General features: G+C 67.5%; 23 protein-coding genes. 11 read left to right on the top strand and 12 right to left on the bottom strand.

Annotation, left to right across the window (positions count from 1 at the left end):
• Positions 1–12: 12 nt before the first annotated feature.
• The 5 genes from E1J61_RS06320 to E1J61_RS37345 all read left to right on the top strand — a co-directional run bounded on the left by E1J61_RS06320 (position 13) and on the right by E1J61_RS37345 (position 4053).
• On the top strand, positions 13–633 hold the full coding sequence (locus E1J61_RS06320) for a TetR/AcrR family transcriptional regulator (RefSeq protein ID WP_133093271.1): 621 nt from the start codon (positions 13–15) through the stop codon (positions 631–633).
• A gap of 158 nt (positions 634–791) precedes the next feature.
• A complete protein-coding gene (locus tag E1J61_RS06315) occupies positions 792–2009 on the top strand; it encodes a YbfB/YjiJ family MFS transporter (RefSeq protein ID WP_133093270.1) in 1218 nt (405 codons plus the stop codon).
• Positions 2010–2101: 92 nt separating this feature from the next.
• A complete protein-coding gene (locus tag E1J61_RS06310) occupies positions 2102–3217 on the top strand; it encodes an NADH:flavin oxidoreductase/NADH oxidase (protein ID WP_133093269.1) in 1116 nt (371 codons plus the stop codon).
• Positions 3218–3246: 29 nt separating this feature from the next.
• On the top strand, positions 3247–3669 hold the full coding sequence (locus tag E1J61_RS06305; protein WP_133093268.1) for a VOC family protein: 423 nt from the start codon (positions 3247–3249) through the stop codon (positions 3667–3669).
• Positions 3670–3885: 216 nt separating this feature from the next.
• On the top strand, positions 3886–4053 hold the full coding sequence (locus E1J61_RS37345; protein WP_165971435.1) for a hypothetical protein: 168 nt from the start codon (positions 3886–3888) through the stop codon (positions 4051–4053).
• A 47-nt stretch (positions 4054–4100) separates the two neighbouring features.
• Here E1J61_RS37345 and E1J61_RS06300 read toward each other — a convergent pair whose 3' ends face one another.
• The 3 genes from E1J61_RS06300 to E1J61_RS06290 form a co-directional block, all read right to left on the bottom strand.
• Entirely contained in the window at positions 4101–5966 is a 1866-nt protein-coding gene (locus E1J61_RS06300) for a hybrid sensor histidine kinase/response regulator (RefSeq protein WP_133093267.1), read from the bottom strand.
• On the bottom strand, positions 5963–6601 hold the full coding sequence (locus E1J61_RS06295; protein WP_133093266.1) for a response regulator transcription factor: 639 nt from the start codon (positions 6599–6601) through the stop codon (positions 5963–5965). The genes E1J61_RS06300 and E1J61_RS06295 overlap by 4 nt, the downstream gene beginning before the upstream one ends.
• A 263-nt stretch (positions 6602–6864) precedes the next feature.
• Positions 6865–7569: a Crp/Fnr family transcriptional regulator gene (locus E1J61_RS06290; protein ID WP_133093265.1), complete on the bottom strand. Its 705-nt coding sequence runs from the start codon at positions 7567–7569 to the stop codon at positions 6865–6867.
• 156 nt (positions 7570–7725) lie between these two features.
• Between E1J61_RS06290 and E1J61_RS06285 the strand changes: the two genes are divergently transcribed.
• Complete coding sequence (locus E1J61_RS06285; RefSeq protein WP_133093264.1) at positions 7726–9360, top strand: acyl-CoA synthetase; 1635 nt, start codon at positions 7726–7728, stop codon at positions 9358–9360.
• A gap of 12 nt (positions 9361–9372) precedes the next feature.
• Here E1J61_RS06285 and E1J61_RS06280 read toward each other — a convergent pair whose 3' ends face one another.
• From E1J61_RS06280 to E1J61_RS06270, 3 genes are all read right to left on the bottom strand, one after another.
• The gene (locus E1J61_RS06280) at positions 9373–9645 is read right to left on the bottom strand and encodes a hypothetical protein (protein ID WP_133093263.1); all 273 of its coding nucleotides are present in this window, start codon (positions 9643–9645) and stop codon (positions 9373–9375) included.
• 15 nt (positions 9646–9660) lie between these two features.
• Entirely contained in the window at positions 9661–9939 is a 279-nt protein-coding gene (locus tag E1J61_RS06275) for a hypothetical protein (RefSeq protein WP_133093262.1), read from the bottom strand.
• Between the two features lie 267 nt (positions 9940–10206).
• Positions 10207–10455, bottom strand: coding sequence for a hypothetical protein (locus tag E1J61_RS06270; RefSeq protein ID WP_133093261.1), 249 nt, complete (start codon positions 10453–10455; stop codon positions 10207–10209).
• Positions 10456–10634: 179 nt separating this feature from the next.
• Here E1J61_RS06270 and E1J61_RS06265 point away from each other — a divergent pair, with 179 nt between their 5' ends.
• On the top strand, positions 10635–11756 hold the full coding sequence (locus E1J61_RS06265; RefSeq protein WP_133093260.1) for an AGE family epimerase/isomerase: 1122 nt from the start codon (positions 10635–10637) through the stop codon (positions 11754–11756).
• 88 nt (positions 11757–11844) lie between these two features.
• Here E1J61_RS06265 and E1J61_RS06260 read toward each other — a convergent pair whose 3' ends face one another.
• The 5 genes from E1J61_RS06260 to E1J61_RS06240 form a co-directional block, all read right to left on the bottom strand.
• Complete coding sequence (locus E1J61_RS06260; protein ID WP_084402732.1) at positions 11845–12051, bottom strand: hypothetical protein; 207 nt, start codon at positions 12049–12051, stop codon at positions 11845–11847.
• Positions 12052–12257: 206 nt separating this feature from the next.
• Positions 12258–12626 carry a hypothetical protein gene (locus E1J61_RS06255; RefSeq protein WP_133093259.1) on the bottom strand — a complete coding sequence of 123 codons (369 nt, stop codon included), beginning with the start codon at positions 12624–12626 and terminating at the stop codon, positions 12258–12260.
• 67 nt (positions 12627–12693) lie between these two features.
• Positions 12694–13377, bottom strand: a complete 684-nt coding sequence (locus E1J61_RS06250; protein ID WP_133093258.1) for an alpha/beta hydrolase — start codon at positions 13375–13377, stop codon at positions 12694–12696.
• 127 nt (positions 13378–13504) lie between these two features.
• Positions 13505–13804: a hypothetical protein gene (locus E1J61_RS06245; protein WP_133093257.1), complete on the bottom strand. Its 300-nt coding sequence runs from the start codon at positions 13802–13804 to the stop codon at positions 13505–13507.
• 176 nt (positions 13805–13980) lie between these two features.
• On the bottom strand, positions 13981–15021 hold the full coding sequence (locus E1J61_RS06240; RefSeq protein ID WP_243736801.1) for an alpha/beta hydrolase: 1041 nt from the start codon (positions 15019–15021) through the stop codon (positions 13981–13983).
• Between the two features lie 347 nt (positions 15022–15368).
• On the opposite strand from E1J61_RS06240, the gene E1J61_RS06235 reads away from it, so the two are divergent.
• From E1J61_RS06235 to E1J61_RS06220, 4 genes are all read left to right on the top strand, one after another.
• Positions 15369–15845 carry a copper resistance protein CopQ gene (locus E1J61_RS06235; RefSeq protein WP_133093256.1) on the top strand — a complete coding sequence of 159 codons (477 nt, stop codon included), beginning with the start codon at positions 15369–15371 and terminating at the stop codon, positions 15843–15845.
• 273 nt (positions 15846–16118) lie between these two features.
• Positions 16119–16685, top strand: a complete 567-nt coding sequence (locus tag E1J61_RS06230) for a TetR/AcrR family transcriptional regulator (RefSeq protein WP_133093255.1) — start codon at positions 16119–16121, stop codon at positions 16683–16685.
• A gap of 396 nt (positions 16686–17081) precedes the next feature.
• A complete protein-coding gene (locus E1J61_RS06225; RefSeq protein ID WP_133093254.1) occupies positions 17082–17714 on the top strand; it encodes a copper resistance protein CopQ in 633 nt (210 codons plus the stop codon).
• 221 nt (positions 17715–17935) lie between these two features.
• Positions 17936–18523, top strand: coding sequence for a TetR/AcrR family transcriptional regulator (locus E1J61_RS06220; RefSeq protein WP_133093253.1), 588 nt, complete (start codon positions 17936–17938; stop codon positions 18521–18523).
• On the opposite strand, the gene E1J61_RS06215 is transcribed toward E1J61_RS06220, so the two are convergent.
• Complete coding sequence (locus E1J61_RS06215) at positions 18509–19261, bottom strand: alpha/beta fold hydrolase (RefSeq protein ID WP_133093252.1); 753 nt, start codon at positions 19259–19261, stop codon at positions 18509–18511. The two genes, E1J61_RS06220 and E1J61_RS06215, sit on opposite strands and share 15 nt — an antisense overlap.
• Between the last annotated feature and the right edge of the window lie 15 nt (positions 19262–19276).

Here is a 19276-nt window from a genome sequence, read left to right as displayed (position 1 = left end):
AATCGAGCGACCATGGCCAGACCCCGCAAATTCGACGAACAGACCGCGCTGACGGCGGCGCTGGATGCCTTCTGGGCGCGCGGCTACGAGGCCACGTCCACGCGCGACCTGACCAGTGCCATGGGCATGACCCAGCCCAGCCTGTACAACGCCTTCGGCGACAAGCGCTCGCTGTTCCTGCTGGCGCTGGAAGGCTATGTCGAAGCCAGCATGCGCGAGCGGATCGCCCGGCTGGGCACGACGCTGCCACCCGGCGCGGCCATTTCGGCGTACCTGTCTGAAAGCCTGGAGCGCTCACTGGCGGATCCGCTGCACCGCGGCTGCCTGCTGGTCAACACCGCACTGGAAGTCACGCCTGACGATCCCGGCCTGCAGCAGAAGGTCGCGGACGCATTCGCCGAAATCCGCGCATTCTTCCGCGACCGTTTCGCCGCCGCGCAGCAGCAGGGCGCGGCCAGCACCGGCGTGTCGGCCGACGACGCTTCGGCACAGCTGTTGGCGACGCTGCTCGGCATGCGCGTGCTGGCTCGCTCCGCCCCCCAGCGCGCCTTGCTCGAGGCGGCTGTGCGGCCGACGCTGGCGCTGCTCGGCCTGCCGCCACTGAGCGCGGCCGCGGTGCCCGGCACCGGCTGATTCCCGCCATCCCTGCCTGACCTTTCCCGTTTGTAGTTCCCGGACACGCCGCCCAGGCAGCGTGGCGGGCAGCTGCATGCCCTTTTTCCGGCGCCATGCCTGGCGCCGATGGCCCCGTTTTGCCTGGCGCAAGGGCGGGGGCCACACCGGAGATTCCCATGTCCAGACCTGCCGGCCTCTGCGCCGCCCCCACCGCGCCCGATCCCCTGGCATGGCGCGAGATCTACGCCGCGCTGTGCGGCCTGTGCGCGAGCCTCGTCGCCATCGGCCTGGCGCGCTTTGCCTACACCGCGCTGGTGCCGCCGCTGATCCAGTCGCACTGGTTCCCGGCCTCGCAGACTGTCGCGCTGGGCGCGGCCAACTTCGCCGGCTACCTGGCCGGCGCCTTGCTGGGCCGGCCGATGGTATCGGTCTGGTCCAGCCGCACGGTGCTGCGCGCGTTGATGCTTGCCGCGACGCTGGCATTCTTTGCCTGCGCGTGGCCTTTGTCGGTGGCGTGGTTCTTCGGCTGGCGCTTTGTCTCGGGGCTGGCCGGGGGCGGCATCATGGTGCTGGTGGCGACCTCGATCCTGCCGCATATCCCGGCGCCGCGCCGCGGGCTGGCGATGGGCACGATCTTCGTCGGGCTTGGCCTGGGTATCGCTGCCTCGGGCACGCTCGTGCCGCGCCTGCTGCAGTTCGGCCTGCGCGAGACCTGGCTTGGGCTGGGCGCGTTGGCGCTGGCGCTGACCGCGTTCAGCTGGTTCGGCTGGCCCGGCCCGCTGCCGCAATCCGGTGCGGGCGCGGCGGCAAAGGCACCGCCGGCAGCGGCGCGGCGTCGGCTGCAATGGCTCTACGCGCAATACGCGATCAATGCGTTCGGACTGGTGCCGGCGATGCTGCTGCTGGTCGACCTGGTCGCACGCGGGCTGGGGCGCGGCAGCGAGGTCGGCGCATCGTACTGGGTGCTCTATGGCCTGGGCGCGATCGCCGGGCCGCTGGTGTGCGGCTTTGCCGGCGAACGCATCGGCTTCGGCGTTGCCTATCGCGTCGCGCTGCTGCTGCAGGGACTTGCCGCGGCGATGCTGGCATTGTGCGGCGATCCGCTTGCGCTGGGCGTGGCGGCGGTGGTCCTCGGTGCCTTCACGCCCGGCATTGCGCCGCTCGGACTGGGTGCGATCCAGGAGGCGCTGCCGCACGACCCTGCCGCGCAGCGCGCCGCATGGAGCCATGCCACCAGTGCCTTTGCGCTGTTCCAGGCGCTGGCCGGCTACGGCTATGCATGGCTGTTTGCGCATTCGCATGAGAACTACGCGCTGATCTTCGGCTGCGGCGCGGCGGCGCTGGCACTGGCGCTGGTGTTGAGCCTGGCCGGCCAGCGCCGCGCGGCACCGTGAACGTCGCCGGCAGCAATCCCGGCATCGGCCTAGAATCCAGATTTCCCCCGGCCCCGCTGCGGGCCGGCATGACCTGCAAGGAGCAGCAACGCATGAGCCATCTGTTCGAACCGCTGGAAATCGGCAGCCTCCGGCTCGCCAACCGCATCATCATTGCGCCGATGTGCCAGTACTCGGCGCAGGACGGCAACGCCGGCGACTGGCACATGATCCATCTCGGCACGCTGGCGCTGTCAGGCGCCGGCATGCTGATCGTGGAAGCGACCGCGGTCTCGCCGGAAGGCCGCATCACGCCGCAGGACCTGGGCCTGTACTCGGACGACAACGAGACGGCGCTGGGGCGCGTGGTGCAGGCGATGCGCGCGCATTCGCCCATCGGCATCGCGATCCAGCTCGGCCATGCGGGCCGCAAGGCGTCGAGCCATGCGCCGTGGGACGGGGGTCAGCAGATCGCGCCGGATGCGCCCGGCGGCTGGCACGCGGTGGCACCGTCGGCGGTGCCGCATGGCGACGGCGAAGTGCCGCCGGCCGCGCTCGACCGCGCCGGCATGGACAAGGTGCGCGACGACTTTGTCGCGGCGGCGCGGCGCGCGGCACGGCTCGGGCTGGACGGCATCGAGATCCATGCCGCGCATGGCTACCTGCTGCACCAGTTCCTGTCGCCGCTGGCCAACCATCGCGACGACGAATACGGCGGCAGCCTGGAAAACCGCATGCGCTTTCCGATCGAAGTCTTCGACGCGGTGCGCGAAGCGTTCCCAGCGGAGCGGCCGGTGTGGATGCGCATCTCGGCCACCGACTGGGTGCCGGGCGGATGGGACATCGAGGGCACGGTGGCCTTGTCCAAGGCAGTGCAGGCGCGCGGCTGCGCGGCCATCCACGTCACCACCGGCGGCGTCTCGCCGCAGCAGGCGATCAAGCTCGGCCCGGGCTACCAGGTGCCGTACGCACAGCGCGTCAAGGCCGAAGTGGGGCTGCCGACGATTGCGGTGGGCCTGATCACCGAGCCCGAGCAGGCCGAAGCGATCATTGCCAACCAGGAGGCCGATGCGGTCTCGCTGGCGCGCGCCATGCTGTACGACCCGCGCTGGCCGTGGCATGCGGCCGCGCGGCTGGGCGCCAGCGTCCATGCGCCGAAGCAGTACTGGCGCTCGCAGCCGCGCGAACTGAAGGACCTGTTTGCCGGCGCCGCCTTCGGCCAGCGCTAGGCCCACCACATCTGCAGGAGGGTAGTGCCATGAAGCCTCGCATCACACTGGTCACGCTGGGCGTCGACGACCTGGAGCGCGCGGTGCGCTTCTATCGCGATGGCCTGGGACTGTCGACAACGGGCATTGTCGGCCAGCAGTTCGAGCACGGCGCGGTGGCGTTCTTCGACCTGCAATCCGGGCTGAAGCTGGCACTGTGGCCGCGCGCGAGCCTGGCGCACGACGCCGCGCTGACGGTGACACCGCGCGCGTCCACCGATTTTTCGCTGGCCCACAATGTCGGCGACAAGGCGGAAGTCGATGCCGTGATGGCGCAGGCGAAGGCGGCAGGCGCTACCGTGGTCAAACCGGCGCAGAACACGTTCTGGGGCGGCTATGCGGGCTATTTCCAGGATCCCGACGGGCACCTGTGGGAGGTCGCTTGGAACCCGGAAATGCTGCCCGCCGGCTGACCTGCCACGCCTCCCTTGCGGCGGCGCACCAGCCGTGGTGCGCCGCCGCAAAGGGATTTCCATGATTGCCACGCCCGCGCGAACTCCCGACTATCCTTAGTAACAGACAGCCTTAGCATGGCGGCGGAGCGGCCCCCACGCAGTGCCTTTGCATCACGCTTCGCCGGCAGACCACCGAAGTAAAGCAATAAGAACAAAAGGCCAAGGGAGACATCCATGCAAGTCTATGACAGCCTGCTGTATGTGACTGCGATGGTGCTGGTGTGCTTGTACGTGTATCTGGGCGTGCTGTCGCGCAGTGCCGCGATCCGCCTGGGTTCGCCGGCGATCGTGGCGGGACTGGTGCTCGCTTACTCGCTGTCCCCGCTGCATTCGGGCGGCTGACGCCCGCAGCGGTGCGCGGCCATCCGGCTTGATGCGGGAGGGCCGTCCTAATCAGCTTCGGCCTGTGAACGGCCGCGGCGTGTTTCGCCCTGCGCGTCCTGCACATTCTGCGCGGGGACATCGCGCAGCAGCGTGTCGATCGCCGCGTGCAATTCCTGCGGAACCACCGGCTTGTGCAGCAGCAGCGTGCCTGCCGCATGCGCGGTCCGCAGCCGGTCCGCCGCCGTATCTCCCGTGATGATGATCGCCGGCACATGACGGCCCAGCCGCTGCCGGATCGCGTCCAGCGCTTCCTGGCCGGTGCGATGGCCGCGCAGGCGGTAGTCGGCAAGCACCAGTGCAGGCTGGAACGCCGCGAGCATGGCCAGCGCCTCGTCCTCGGATTCGGCCGTGCGGCAGTCGCATTGCCATGCCCCCAGCAGCTCCGACATGGCGGTGCGGATCGCTTCGTCGTCGTCGATCACCAGCACGCGCAGCCCGTCAAGCCCGCCCGGTGCCACCGGGTGCGGCGTGTCTTCCGGCGTGCTCCACGCGCGCGGCATCACGAAGCGGAACACCGACCCCCGCCCCGGCCGCGAGCCCAGCGTGACGTGCGTGCGCATCGTCCGCGCCAGCCCCTCGACGATGGCCAGCCCCAACCCCAGCCCCTTGCGCTGGTCGCGCTCCGGATTGCCGAGCTGGTGAAACTCGCGGAAGATCTCGCGATGCTGCGCGGCGGGAATGCCGATGCCGGTGTCCCATACCTCGATCACGGCATGCAGCCGGCGCTGGCGGCACGCCACCAGCACGCCACCTTCCCGGGTATAGCGGATCGCATTGGCGATCAGGTTGCGCAGCACCAGTTCGACCAGCGTGGGATCGCCGTACAGCGTTGTGGTGGTATCGCGCGTGCGGTACACCAGCCCGCGCGCATCGGCCTGCGGCGCGAATTCGTTCTCGAGCTTGTGCAGCAGCGGCTGCAGCCGGAACGGCCGCGGCCGCGGCGTGACCACGCCGGCTTCGAGCTTGGAGAAGTCCAGCAGCGAGTTCAGCATTTCGCGTGCGGCGCCGGACGATGCCTCCACATGCTCCAGCAACTGGCGCTGGCGCGCATCCAGCGCGGTGCGGCCCAGCGACACCAGGAACAGCCCCATCGCATGCAGCGGCTGGCGCAGGTCATGGCTGGCCGAGGCCAGGAACACCGACTTGGCGCGGCTCGCTTGCTCCGCCGCATGCTGCGCGCCCTCGGCACGCGCGGTCTGCTCGCGCAGCTGCGAGATCAGCTCGATGTTTTCGAAGCGCAGCGCGATCGAATGCCGCGCCACGCGCGAATAGTTGCGTGCGAACATGATCAGCACGAACAGGTACAGCGGTGTGCCGAGGAACATCGGCAGGTATTCGATATCGCCGGTGACCAGGAACGCGATCCAGACCGGCACGATCGACGGAATAAAGAAGCCGATCGCCACCGGCAGGCAGGCGGAGAACACCGCCAGCGCCGCCGCGCTCATGCCGGCGATCAGCGACAGCACGCAGATCACCACCGCCGGCATGCTCACGTCCAGGTAGAGCCATGCCACCAGTCCCCACAGCGCGCCGATCAGCGCGAGCATGGCGGTCATGCCGCGCGCATAGCGGCCCGCGCCTGCCTCGGTCAGCCGTCCGGCCAGCGCCAGCCGCCCGAAGTACGCCACCGCGCAGGCCACTGCCATCGCGCAGGCCCAGGGCAGGGCGCCGGGACGGTCGCCCGACAGCGTCAGGCCCGCGGCGAGGATAAAGGCCGCCAGCGAGCAGCCCAGCATGGCGATGCCGAAGCTCTGGTCGATCAGCGCCATCTGCGCGGCCAGCAGCCGCGGCTCGTCGAAGCGCGGCAGCAGCCGCAGGCCCTGCGGGCGATCCCCCCTTACGCGCGGCGGCGCCTGGTCCGCGGTCATCGCGCCGCCTGCACCAGCCCGCGGCGCTGCGCTTCCAGGATGGCTTCGACGCGGCTGACCACGCCGAGGTGGTCGAGGATGGCGGCCACATGAACGCGGACGGTGTTTTCGGACAGGCCCATGTGGTAAGCAATGACCTTGTTGGAGCGGCCCAGCGTGAGCTGGTGCAGCACCTCCAGCTGGCGCGGCGTGAGCGTGCTGGCGGCATACGGCGCCGGCGCGGCGGCACGGCCGGCCGCACTGGCGTCATCGGAGAAATGCGTGCCGCCGGCGAGGCAGCAGGCGATCGCTTCCTCGATCTCGCGCGCATCGGCCGACTTGGGCAGGAAGCCGGCGATCTCGCGCCGCACGTCGGCCGGAATGGTTTCCAGTCCGGAAGTGCCGGAAACGATCAGGATGCGCGCCGCGGGGAAATGCCGCCGCAATACCTTGACGCCCTCCAGGCCGTTCAGGCCCGGCATCTGGATATCGAGCAGCAGGATATCGACCGCGGCGCCGGCATGGTCCTGTACCGCCTGCATGACAGAGCCGGCTTCGATGATCTGCCCGACGCTCGGGCTGTCGGCCAGGACCAGGCGCAGGCCGGTGCGGAACAGGGTGTGGTCGTCGATCAGCAGCAGGCGGGCGTGGGGCATGGGGAACAGGGCCGTGAGCAGCGGGGCGCAGGTCAGTCTGGATGCCGTCGCAGCAGGCACGGGTCGACAGACATTGGACAAGAATCCATGGAGATTGTCCATGCACCAGACGCGTCAGCGCGACTAGTCCGGAAAGATTATTGGCCCGGCGCGGCGCCGGTGCGAAGATCCTCGTCGTGGACAGTTCCGCGACATGTCCGCACCACTTTTCGTTACCCACTACCACCCGGCTGTGGGTATTTTTTTGTCTGCGATTTTGCGGGTTACAGCTCTGACAGCCCGAAGCTGCGCAAGCGCGGCAGGTCGGTCACGCGGATGCTCTGGTAGGACAGGTGCACCATGCCGGCGTCGGCCAGCCGTCGCAGCGCCTGGTTGACGCGTTGCCGCGACAGCCCGGTCAGCAGGCCGATTTCTTCCTGCGACAGCTCCAGCACGGGACTGGTGCGCGGATACAGGTCGGGATGGAACAGCTGCGCGATTGCCTGCGCCACGCGCGCATCGGCGCCGAGCAGGCGGTCGTTCTGCACCGTGGCGATGAACTGGCCCATGCGCTCGTTGAGCTGGCGTACGACAAAGCTTGCAAACGGCAGGCTCTGCGCCAGCAGCGTGTTGAAGACCGGCTCGGGCACCAGCAGCACTTGCGAGTCGCGGATGGCGATCACGTCGTAGCGGCGGTCTTCGCGCTTGATCACGCTGCCTTCTCCGCACCAGCCGCCGGCCGGCACGCCGGAGAAGGTGCAGCCGCGCCCGTCCGGCGTGTACACCGCCAGCTTGATCAGGCCGCTGTCGACCCCGATCCAGTAGCGCGAAGGCTCGCCGCGCCGGGCAATGAAGGCGCCCGCGGCGAAGGACTGCAGCAGTGTTTCGCGCGCGGCCAGCGCCTGGTGTTCCGCCGCCAGCGCGGCGTACCACACATGGCTGGCAAGCATGCTTTCAGGGGCGCGAGTGGGGTTCTGGGATGCGGTCATGACATCGGCGCGAGCGGCTGCGCGGCACTTTGTAAGATTTGCGTAAGCCTTGGCTGGCGCGGGTTTGCGGGAAGTTTGTCGTCCGGACGACAGTGCGCCGGGCGTGTGCGATGATAGCCTTGCCCCAGAAAAAGTGCGACTAGCGGAGACACAGCAATGCCAACCGATTTCGACAGCGGCCTGGCCCGCAATGCGGCCAATTTCGTACCGCTCACACCCATCGACTTCCTGGTCCGCGCCGCGGAGGTGTACGGCGACCGCCTGGCCATCGTGCACGGTCCGGTGCGACAGAACTGGCGCGACACGTATGCGCGCGCGCGCCGCATGGCCAGCGCGCTGGCGCGTGCCGGCGTCGGCAAGGGCGACACCGTGGCCGCGCTGCTGCCCAACACGCCGGCCATGGTCGAGGCGCATTTTGGCGTACCGATGGCGGGCGCGGTGCTCAATGCGCTCAATATCCGGCTCGACGCCGCCAACCTCGTCTTCATGCTGCGCCATGGCGAGGCCCGCGTGCTGCTCGCCGACACCGAGTTTGCCGACGTTGCGCGGCAGGTTGCGCTGGAAATTCCCGGGCTCAAGGTGATCGCGGTCCATGATGCGCTGGGGCCGCAGGCCGAGCCTTTCGGCGAGACCGACTATGAATCCTTCCTGGCTTCAGGCGACCCGGACTATGCGTGGCGCATGCCTGCCGACGAATGGGATGCGATCGCGCTGAACTACACCTCGGGCACCACCGGCGATCCCAAGGGCGTGGTCTATCACCACCGCGGCGCGGCCATCAACGCGATCTCCAACATCCTGGAATGGGACCTGCCCAAGCACCCGGTCTACCTGTGGACGCTGCCGATGTTCCACTGCAATGGCTGGTGCTTCCCTTGGACCATCGCGGCGCGCGCGGGCGTCAACGTCTGCCTGCGCAAGTTCGAACCCAGGCTCGTGTTCGACCTGATGCGCGCGGAAGGCGTCACGCACTACTGCGCCGCGCCGATCGTGCATACCGCGCTGGTCAACGCGCCCGCATCGTGGCGCGAAGGCGTGCGCGGCCCGGTGCGCGGCATGGTCGCCGGCGCGCCGCCGCCGGCAGCGGTGCTGGCACAGATGGAGGCCATGGGCTTCGAACTGACGCACGTCTATGGCCTGACCGAGGTCTATGGCCCGGCCGCGGTCTGTGCCGAGCAGGACGACTGGCGCACGCTGTCCGAACAGGACCGCGCCGTGCGCAAGGCGCGCCAGGGCGTGCGCTACCACCTGCAGTCGCAGGTGGCGGTGCTCGATCCTGATTCTATGCAGCCCGTGCCCGCCGACGGCGAGACCATCGGCGAGATCATGTTCCGCGGCAACATCTGCATGAAGGGCTACCTGAAGAACGAGAAGGCCACGCGCGAGGCCTTCGCCGGCGGCTGGTTCCATACCGGCGACCTCGGCGTGTGCATGCCCGACGGCTATATCAAGATCAAGGACCGCAGCAAGGACATCATCATTTCCGGCGGCGAGAATATTTCCAGCGTGGAAGTGGAGGACGCGCTCTACCGGCACCCCGCGGTGCTTGCCGCGGCGGTGGTGGCACAGCCTGATGCCAAGTGGGGCGAGACGCCGTGCGCCTTCGTCGAACTGAAGGATGGCGCCAGTGCCACCGCGGAGGACCTGATCGCGCATTGCCGCACGCTGCTGGCCGGCTTCAAGGTGCCCAAGGCGGTGTACTTCGGGCCGCTGCCCAAGACTTCAACCGGCAAGATCCAGAAGTTCGAGTTGCGCCGCAAGGTGAAATCGGACGCGGCCATCGATGTCTGAACGCGGCGGTTGCTAGGGCTGTACCGCTTCCTCGGCATCGCGCTGTCCGGCGATATCCGAGTCGATGGCTTCGCGGCCCCAGGCCATGCCCGCGCGCGTGGCATCGCCGGCACAGCCAAAGCGCGTCTGCATCACGGGGCACGGCCATGGCAGCCGTGTGCCGTGATGCCAGACTTCGGCGCGCAGCGTCCACCAGCCTTCGTGCTGGCTGCCATAGCGCAGCGCCGCGACGTGAATGCGATAGCCGCGGTAGCTGGCGTTCTCGTCATGCCATCCGCTGGGCATGCGCTAAGCGGGCATTCAACGTGCCCGCGCCTCGTGTGGCGTCCCGTGGTCGCGGGGACGGTGCCAGTCCTGGGCAATGTCGGGGAACACCTCGCATTCGCCACGCACGATGTTCTCGATGGTGGCGCACACGCATTCGGTGCCGCGCGGTCCCACGCACACCAGGCTGCGGGGGTGGTCGGTATGCTGCGGAATGGCATAGACGCGCATGCCCTCCTGGTACAAGGGATGCTTGCTCAGGCGCTCGTTCATCAGCTCGACGAAGCGCTGCGGAGAGACAACCGGCTTTTCCATTTCATGCTCCTGCGGCCCTGCCACCGCACCGATGGCAAGCGCGGCGAGGCGACCAGGCCAGTAAAGGCCAGGAAGATGACAGGCAGGTGGCAGGGAAGCACCCAGGCTTCGCGAAGGCCCTGGGCGTGGCCGGAACGGAGAATCGCGGGCAAATAGCTGCCCGCGTTGCCACTGCCACGATTCCAGACTAGGACATGCGCGGCAGCGCGCAAGGTTAAGGACCGCACAGACGCCCGCGCCTGCACATGGCAGCGCGGGCGGCGTGCTTCACGTGGTGCGCAGTTCGCTCGCCGCGCGCGGGCCATCCAGCATGCCATTGCCGGCGGCCCAGCAGGCTGCCTCGGCCTCGGCATGCGAACTGTATGTGGAAGGCGCTTCAACAGTGCAGTCGGCATCGGCCGCGCCGCAAAGTTCTTCCATGACAATGCGCCAGGTGTACTGGCCGGATGGCTCTTCCAGCACGTGCAGTACCAGCGTGCGGTGATGGTCCGAAAGCGTAAGGGGCAGGGTCGACATTGGCGCCTCCCGTTGGCAGGTGGGACGCATTTGATGCTAGCAACTACAGGCGCATGGTGCCATCGGAGAATTGCAACCGCGGCATGGCAAGATACGCGTGCCGCGGCTTCCCCCGCTGCGCCGAATCCAGTAACCTTCTGCGCCTGGCGCCACGTGGCGCCTGCTTCTCGCCACCGACCATGCTCAATTCGACCGCGCTCAACCAACAGGTCGCCGCCTTGACGGCGCACTACGACGCCACGGTGCTGCCGCTGTGGACTGCCAGCGGCTGGAATGCCGGCCTGTTCCTGCCTTATGAGGCCCTCGACGGCGCCACGGCCGCGCCGCTGCCGGCGGCGCGCTACCGTGCCATGGCCTGTGCGCGGCAGCTTTATGTGTTTTCGGTGGCGGGCCAGCATGCGCATGCCGATACGCTGTTCGGCTCGCTGCAGGCGTATTTCGGCGACGGGGCGGGCGGCTGGATCTACAGCGTCGGACCGGACGGCTCGCCGCTGGACACCACGCGCGACCTTTACACGCACGCCTTCGTGATCTTTGCCTGCGCCAGCTACCACGCGCTGCGCGGCAATTCCGATGCGCTCGAAGTGCTCGACGAAACCGTCGACGTCGTCGAGGACTTCTTCACCGAAGATGGCGGGCTGTACCATGCCGCGCTTAACGAGCACTTTCGCCCGAAAGGCGCAGGCGTGCTGCAGAACCCGGTGATGCACCTGACCGAGGCCTACCTGGCCGCGCTCGATGCGACCGGCGACGAATGGTATGCCGAGCGGCTGCGCGAGATCGCGATGGCCGTGTTCGAGCGCTTTGTCGATCCCGCGAGCGGCTGTATCGCCGAGCTGCCGCAGGGCAGTGCCGACAATCGCATCGAACCGGGCCACCAGTTCGAATGGTTCTCGCTGGTCGCAAGCCGGCCGCAGCTGTTCGGCGACCTGCCGCTGGAAGGCGCGCTGCGCCAGGCCTTCGACTTTGCGCAGCGGCATGGCGTGGCGCCCGGCACGCTGGGCGTCAGCGCGGCACTGGACGCGCGTGGCGGGCTGCTCGACGGTACCCAGCGCATCTGGGCGCAGACCGAGTATGCACGCGCACTGGCGCTGCATGGACAACCCGGGTCGCTGGCTACGCTGGAAGCGTGGGCCGGGCAGTTCCGCAACCGCTTCCTGCATGCGCAGGGATGGCACGAATGCCTCGCGCCTTCAGGCGACGTGGTGCGTGCGGAGATGCCGTCGACTTCGCCATACCACCTGGCAACGTCCTACCTGGCGCTGGCACAGGCCGCCGGCCTGTCCTGGCCGAACCAGTGACGCGACGCAATCGTTATCAATTTTTTGCAGTCGCGGCCAGGGGCCGCGACTAGACTCAAGCCCGCGCTCCGTCCGTGCATTGTCCTTCTTAACTACCTGGTCGTCGTTCTGAAGTCGCGGGCCGGGGCGCACCCGCCTGCGGCGATACCTGCGTGCCTACGCGGACTTCCATCTGCCGTATGCGGGTGGCGGCACGGGTCTCTGCGTGGTCATTGAGGATCAGGCACAGCAGCGTCAGCAAGGCCGCTGCGATCATGCTCAGCGCGATCCAGGCGAGGCAGTGCTTGCGTTCCATGGTGGAATCGATGGGGGCATTATTGGAGCGCGCAGTGTAAGCGCCCCGCCGCAAAGCGATTGTCAACCTTTGCAAACACAGCGGTTATGCCACGTCTGGATGCTCTGGCAAGCTCTCCGGCAATCGCGCCCCATCCACGATTTAGCGTTTTCGCCAATTCCTGCAATGCCGGCGAGAAGCGCTAATTCGCTAATTCACTGATTCGCTTATTCCATCACGCCGTTCTCGCGCAGCAGCCGTTCGCATTCATCGAGCATGTCGTGCGCAAAGGCAGACTGATAGTTGGGATCGAGCGCTTCCATCATTTCGTGCGCGGCATACAAGCCCGCTTCGCGCGACAGCGTCTCGGCCAGCTGTCGTGCGAACTGGTCGCTGAGTTCCGACAGCAAACGCCGCTCGGACAGCGGCAGCTGCAGCCGCGAGCGCGACAGCCATTCGGCTGCGAGCGTCGCGCCTTGTGCGTCCGTCATCCACTTGCGGTGCTCGTAATAGGCCGACAGGCGCTCGGCGGTCAGCGCGAACAGCAGCGCCTTGCGGGTGTTGAAATCGATGCGGGGCAGTGGGGCGAGGCTCATGGGTACGGCTTGCCGCGCGGGCGTGGCCCTTGCGGCGATCTGTCAGGGTTATCGGCGTTTGATCAGGTCAGGCACCGGCAGGGCCGAAGCGCTCCGCCAGCCATGCGCCGATGGCAACGATCTCTTCCAGGCAGACCGAATGCCCCATCGGGTACGTCTGCCATGTCAGCGGATGCTGGCGCGCCTGGATAAAGTCGCGTGCCGCAACGCCCAGCTGCAACGGCACCACATCGTCCTGCGTGCCGTGCGCGGCAAACACCGGCGTGGCGGCATTCGCGGCGCTGGCCTGCGCTGCCACCGTGCCCGGCGCGGGAATATAGCTGGACAGCGCCACGATGCCGGCAAGCGGTTCCGGATGCGTCAGGCCCGCGGTATAGGCGATGGCGCCGCCCTGTGAAAACCCGGCCAGCACGATGCGGCTGCAGGGGATGCCGCGCGCATTCTCGCGCGCGACCAGCGCGCGGATGGCATTGCACGAGGCCTGGATGCCGGCCTCATCGGCGCGGCGGCCGGCCTCGTCGAGGGAATAGATGTCATACCAGGCCGGCATGACATAACCGCCGTTGCAGGTCACGGAAATCGCCGGCGCGTGCGGAAAGATAAAGCGCACGCCAGGCGAGGCGGGCAGCCGCAATTCCGGCACCACCGGTGCAAAGTCGCTGCCGTCGGCGCCCAGCCCGTGCATCCAGATCACGGCGCAGCGGGGATCGGGCGCGGTTTCGATTTCAATGGCGGGCAGCAGTTCGCTCATGGGGCAGGTTCCTGTGTGACGGCGTGCCCGCGCGCCGATGGGCGCGGCAGGCAGCGCGAGTATCGCACAGGTCAGGCCCGCTGATGCCGCACGCCCGCCATGCGGGCAGGGCGGCACGACTGCCGGTTCAGGCGGCGGACGGAACGATCGGCACGGTGGTCAGGCCCGGCGCGCGCGCATTCTGCGCGGCGGAGGGCAACTCGGCCATTGCCGGCACGGTGGCGCGGCGCTTGTCCACCACGTCCTCCACGCCCTTGGCCGAGACATCTTCCAGGAACGCGACCATGTCGCGGTAATAGGCCACCTGCATCTGCGCCTCGAGCAACTTCCGCTCGGCCTGGAATAGCGTCAGCCTCATGTCTTGCAGTTCCCTTTCGGCGATTTTTTCCGGGGTCGGCGGACTGAACAAGTTTGCAAGCCAACGCATGGCAGTACCTCCAGTTCTGTCAAAGCGAAATTGCGATGCTTGTGCCACGAGGTCAAATATAGACAAGAAATCGATAAAAGGCCTCTTGGCCTCCTTGCCGTGGTGCCTCGCCCACAAGGATGATTGCCGCTTGCGGGAGTCTGCGGTAGATTGTCCGGCGACTTCGGATCGCCCCCTCACTGCTTGCCTGGCACGCGCATCGGATCGCTGTTTTTGTGCGGGTTTTCGAGCGGATTCCGGCCCTGGCTGCATTCCCCGCCTGCTTCCACGACCTCCACGCGCGCGCCGGTTTCATGCTGCGGGAGAGTGTCCAATTCATGCACGTAACGAACGATCGGCGACCAGAATGCGGCGATATGGTCTGGCTCGATGGCGGCGCCATGCGGCATGGCGTCATGCATCACCAATTGATGCAAGTGCCGCGCGGCGGCGGCCACGCGCTCCGCATGGACGTGCGCGAACACGGCATCAGCGCGGCTATGCACCACCAGCAGCGGGCGTTCGAGGCGGCTGGCACGCGCGGCGTTGTTCCAGGGATCCGGCAGCAGCCACGCTGCCCAGGCCGGCACGCGGCCGGTCTGCACCGCGGCGCGCCGCGCCGAGCTGAAGCCGGCGGCAATGATATAGCCGTCGGGCTGCGGCGCGAGGTGCCGCGCCACGTCAAGCAGGATGCCCGAGCCCAGCGAATGGCCCAGCACCACGCGGCGCGACGCCGCGGGCGCGGCCGCAACAAACTGCCGGTATGCAGTCATGGCGTCCTGGCGCAGGTGGCGCACCGAAGGGCGCCCGCTGCTGCGGCCATAGCCGCTGTAGTCGAACACGAAGGATGCGATGCCGGACTCGGCCAGCATGGCCTGTACCGGCAGCCAGTCGGCCAGGGTTTCATTGTCGCCATGGCAGACCATCAGCGCGGGCGCATCGTGGCGGGCGGCGGGGACAAAGCGGGCATGCAACTCCCGATCGCCGCTGGCGAACGTGGTATGCCGCACAGGCATGGATGACCAGGGCACGGGAGTCCCGGTGCTTGTTTCATCCGTTCGCGTGACAAATGCTTTGCGCTCCACCGCACGAAACAGTAGATGGCGCGCAACGCCGGCGGCCAGCGCGACGCCCGCCGCCACGGCAAGCCAGCGCAGCGTGCCCGGCGCCGCCGGAGCGGGGACGGTTGCAGCAGGGTCGGGATGCGGCGTGTCGAACATGCTAGGGCGGCGTGCCATGGTCGGGTCCGTGTTATTTCAGGCTAGCAGGCTACGATGAACATGTTAAGAAATGTCCATCCGTGCGGACGGATCTCTGCCCCATGGGCCGTCCTATCGCGCCGATAGGAAAATTTTGCCTTGACTATCTACCTAGTAGTAGATAGCATTCTCTCCATGGAACCGCTGCACCGCCAGCAGCAAAGCAGGAAGGGCGGAGAAGTGGCGATCCCATCGCAATACCGCTGTGCGGTCTTTTTTTAGCGCTGTCCATCTATCTACCAGTAGATGGAAAAGCGAGAAAAGCCCAGCAGGAAGCCACTGACACCGATTGACGCGATCCGAAACATCGCCACCAGGAGCCCATCATGACCAAGTTCGCCAAGACCCTGATCACCGCCGCCACCCTTGCCGCCGCCTTCGCTGGTGGCGCCGCCCACGCCGCCGGCGTGCAGGACGGCAGCTTCGCCGGTGACAAGTACGGCTACCAGTTCCGCGTCGGCAAGACCGATGCCTTCACCGACGGTGCCCGCACCGGCAAGTTCGATCCGTTCACCGAAGGCGCGCGTGCCGGCAAGTTCGACCCGTACACCGATGGCCGTGCAGGCAAGGCTGATCCGTACACCGACGGTGCTCGCACTGTCAGCTACCGTAGCGGCCAGTTCGACCCGTTCACCGAAGGTGCACGCGTCGGCAAGTCCGACCCCTACACCGACGGCTTCCGTACCGTAGCCGGGCTGGGCCGCAGCGGTGTGTCGTCCGAGCCGTCGCGCAGCTTCGACCCGTACACCGACGGTGCGCGCGTGGGCAAGGCCGACCCGTACACCGACGGCGCGCTCGCCTGATCCCTGCCGGCCACCGGCCGGCGGCTTGACCACCTTTACGGCGGCGGCCAGCAAGGCCGCTGCCCGATGGAGTCCATCATGAGTTTGCGTGACAGCATCCTGCTGCTTGGCGGATGGCTGGTGCTCTGCGTGACGAGTGGCTCGATGATCACCTTCGCCGCGCAGGTCCTGCCTGGCTAAAACCGTAAAGCCGATGCCTCGGCGCTAGGGGATTACCCGGGCGCCGGGGCATTTCAGCTTGAGCGCCTATCTTCGCGTAGATACACTGCCTTTATGAAAACGCAATCCGTACGCGAGCAACTGCTCGAGCACACCCTGGTCCTGATCCGCCGCCGCGGCTTCAACGGCTTCAGTTATCGCGACCTGGCCGAACTGGTGGGTGTGAAAACTTCCAGCATTCACTATTACTTCCCGACCAAGGACGACCTCGTCCTCGAGGCGGTGAAGGAATACAGCGCCCGCCTGAGCGAGCACCTGCGCGCCATCGACACGAAGCTGCCGGTCACCGAGCAGGCCGCGATCTACCTGGCGCCGTTCCGCAACAGCTGCGGCTCCGACCAGATCTGCCTGTGCGGCATGCTGTCGACCGAAACCCTGTGCCTGCCCGAATCCGTGCACCAGCTGCTGCAGGGCTTCTACCTGATGCACGAGAAATGGCTGACGGGACTGCTGGAGCGTGCGCAGCCGCTGCGCAGCACGCCATTCCCGGTGCCGCCGCCACGGCTGGCGCAGGTGGTGTTCGGTTCGCTGCAAAGTGGCCTGATCGCAGCCCGGCTGTTCGGCACGTCCGACCGCGTCGAGGCAGCGGCCGATACGCTGATGGCAGCCGTGGCTGGCTAAGGGTTAGCGTTCCGATTTATCGCGCTGTCAGTGGCGCGTCCAGAGCCGTCGGGTGGCGAAAGCTGCGCGGCGGCTTTTTTCATTGGCGGCTCGCGCCCGCTTCTTTTCTCGCTATATTCTTTTGGAATCAACAACTTACTATCGGCTATCAGTCCCATAGAAATATTCTTCCTTGACTATCTACCTAGTAGTAGATAGTATTTGACTCATGGAAGCGCCGCAGCGCCAGCAGCAACGAAGAGCAGGGCCCAGCGACGATCCCATGCATGACCGAAGGCGGTCATTTTTTCAGGGCAGGTGATCTATCTACTAGTAGATAACTACCCCAAAAAATGCACCGCGAAGCCACTGACACCGATTGACGCGATCCGAAACATCGCCCCCCTGGAGCCCATCATGACCAAGTTCGCCAAGACCCTCATCACCGCCGCCACCCTTGCCGCCGCCTTCGCTGGTGGCGCCGCCCACGCCGCTGGCGTGCAGGACAGCAGCTTCGCCGGTGACAAGTACGGTTACCAGTTCCGCGTTGGCAAGACCGATGCCTTCACCGACGGTGCCCGCACCGGCAAGTTCGATCCGTTCACTGAAGGCGCACGCGTCGGCAAGGCTGATCCGTACACCGACGGTGCCCGCATCGTCGCCGGCCTGGATCGCAGCGGCGTCTCGGCTTCGCCGGCGCGCAGCGGCCAGTTCGACCCGTTCACCGAAGGCGCACGCGTCGGCAAGGCTGATCCGTACACCGACGGCGCACGCATCGTCGCCGGCCTGGACCGCAGCGGCGTCTCGGCTTCGCCGGCACGCAGCGGCCAGTTCGACCCGTTCACCGAAGGCGCACGCGTAGGCAAGGCTGATCCGTACACCGACGGTGCCCGCATCGTCGCCGGACTGGACCGCAGCGGCGTCTCGGCCTCGCCCGCACGCAGCGCCGACCCGTACACCGATGGCGCACGTGTTGGCAAGGCCGACCCCTACACCGATGGCGCACGTGTTGGCAAGGCTGACCCCTACACCGACGGTGCAATCGCCTGAGGCAAGCGTCTGAAAAACGGCCGGCAAGTTGCCGGCCCCCTGTAACCACCGGGCTGCCAGCGAGCAGCCCGGTTCATGGAGTCGATCATGCGTTGGCTTGACACTGCGCTGATCCTGGGCGGATGGGTAGGGCTTTGCCTGGTAAGCGGGTCCCTCATCACGCTCGTCGCACGCGCGCTGCCGGCCTGAGCCGCGCGGTGCAGAACGAAGGAGTTGGAACGATGAAAACCCGGTCCGTACGTGAAGAACTGGTCGAACATGCACTGGTGCTGATCCGCCGTCGGGGGTTCAACGGGTTCAGCTACCGCGACCTGGCGGAACTGGTCGGGGTCAAGACCTCGAGCATCCACTATTACTTTCCGACCAAAGAAGACCTGGTGCTGGAAGCGGTGCGCGAATACAGCGCACGCAAGCAGGCACGGCTGGCGGCCATCGACAGCAGCCTGCCGCCGGCCGAGCAGGCGCGCCAATACCTGGCTCCCCTGTGCGCCGGCGCCGGCACCGACGAAGCGTGCCTGGTCGGCATGCTGGCGGCGGATGTGCTGATGCTGCCGGAGTCCGTGCGCAGCGCGATGCGCGACTTTGTCCGCCTCAACGAGCAATGGCTTGCGCGGCTGTTCGAGCGCGCGGCCGCGCAGCGGCAGGCGCCTTACCCGGCGTCGCCCCAACAACTGGCGGAGATTGCGTTCGGCGCGCTGCAGAACGGCCTGATCAGTGCGCGGCTGTTCGGCAGCACGGACCGGCTCGACGCCGCCGCGGGGATGCTGACCGGCCTGATGCCGGCGGAGCGGGCGCTAGCCGTTGCCTGACACCATGCGCGCCACGGCCTCGCACAACCAGCCCGGATCGTCGTGGGGCAGGTCGTGGCCGGCCCAGTGATGCGTCAGCACCGGCGCGTTCCAGGCCTGTCCGATACGTGCGGAGCAGGCCGGGTCGACCAGCCGGTCCGATGACGATGCAATCAGCAGCAACTGGCAGCCAGGCGCGTTCGCCGGTGCCCGATAGCGTGCCGCGGCCACCAGTTGCGCCAGCGCGGCGCAGCGGCTGACCGGCGCGTCGGCGGCAATGGCTTGCCAGGCCGCGATGTCGGCGACGAGCGTATCCGCGCGCGCGCAGGTGATGGCGTGAATGGTGCGCTCGCAATAGGCGCGGTCGTGCCAGCGCTGCGCGACGCGCAGCAGCTTGCCCCAGTTGCGCGGCCGCAGCCGCTGCATCGGCGTGCAGAAGGGCCGCATGCTGGTGTTGACCAGCACCAGCCCGCCGACTTCGTCCGGATAGCTGCTGGCCCACTCGGTGGCGACCATCGCGCCCAGCGACATGGCCAGCACGCGGTACGGCCCGCGCGCGCCGGCCGTCGACAGCTGCCGGCGCACCGCGCTGACCATGTCGCGCACGCACCAGGGCGCGGGCTGCACCGACAGCGCGCCATTGCCCGGCAGGTCGGGCAGCAGCGGCCGGCCCAGCCCGGCCGCTTCCCATTGCGCGGGCAGGTGCCCCCAATGGCGCGTCTCGCGCGTCAGTCCCCGCAGGAATACCCATCGGCTCATGCCAACCTCAACAGT

This window comes from Cupriavidus sp. L7L, assembly GCF_004353535.1.
Classification (GTDB): Bacteria; Pseudomonadota; Gammaproteobacteria; order Burkholderiales; family Burkholderiaceae; genus Cupriavidus; species Cupriavidus oxalaticus_A.
This window is presented reverse-complemented; position numbering and strand designations above follow the sequence as displayed.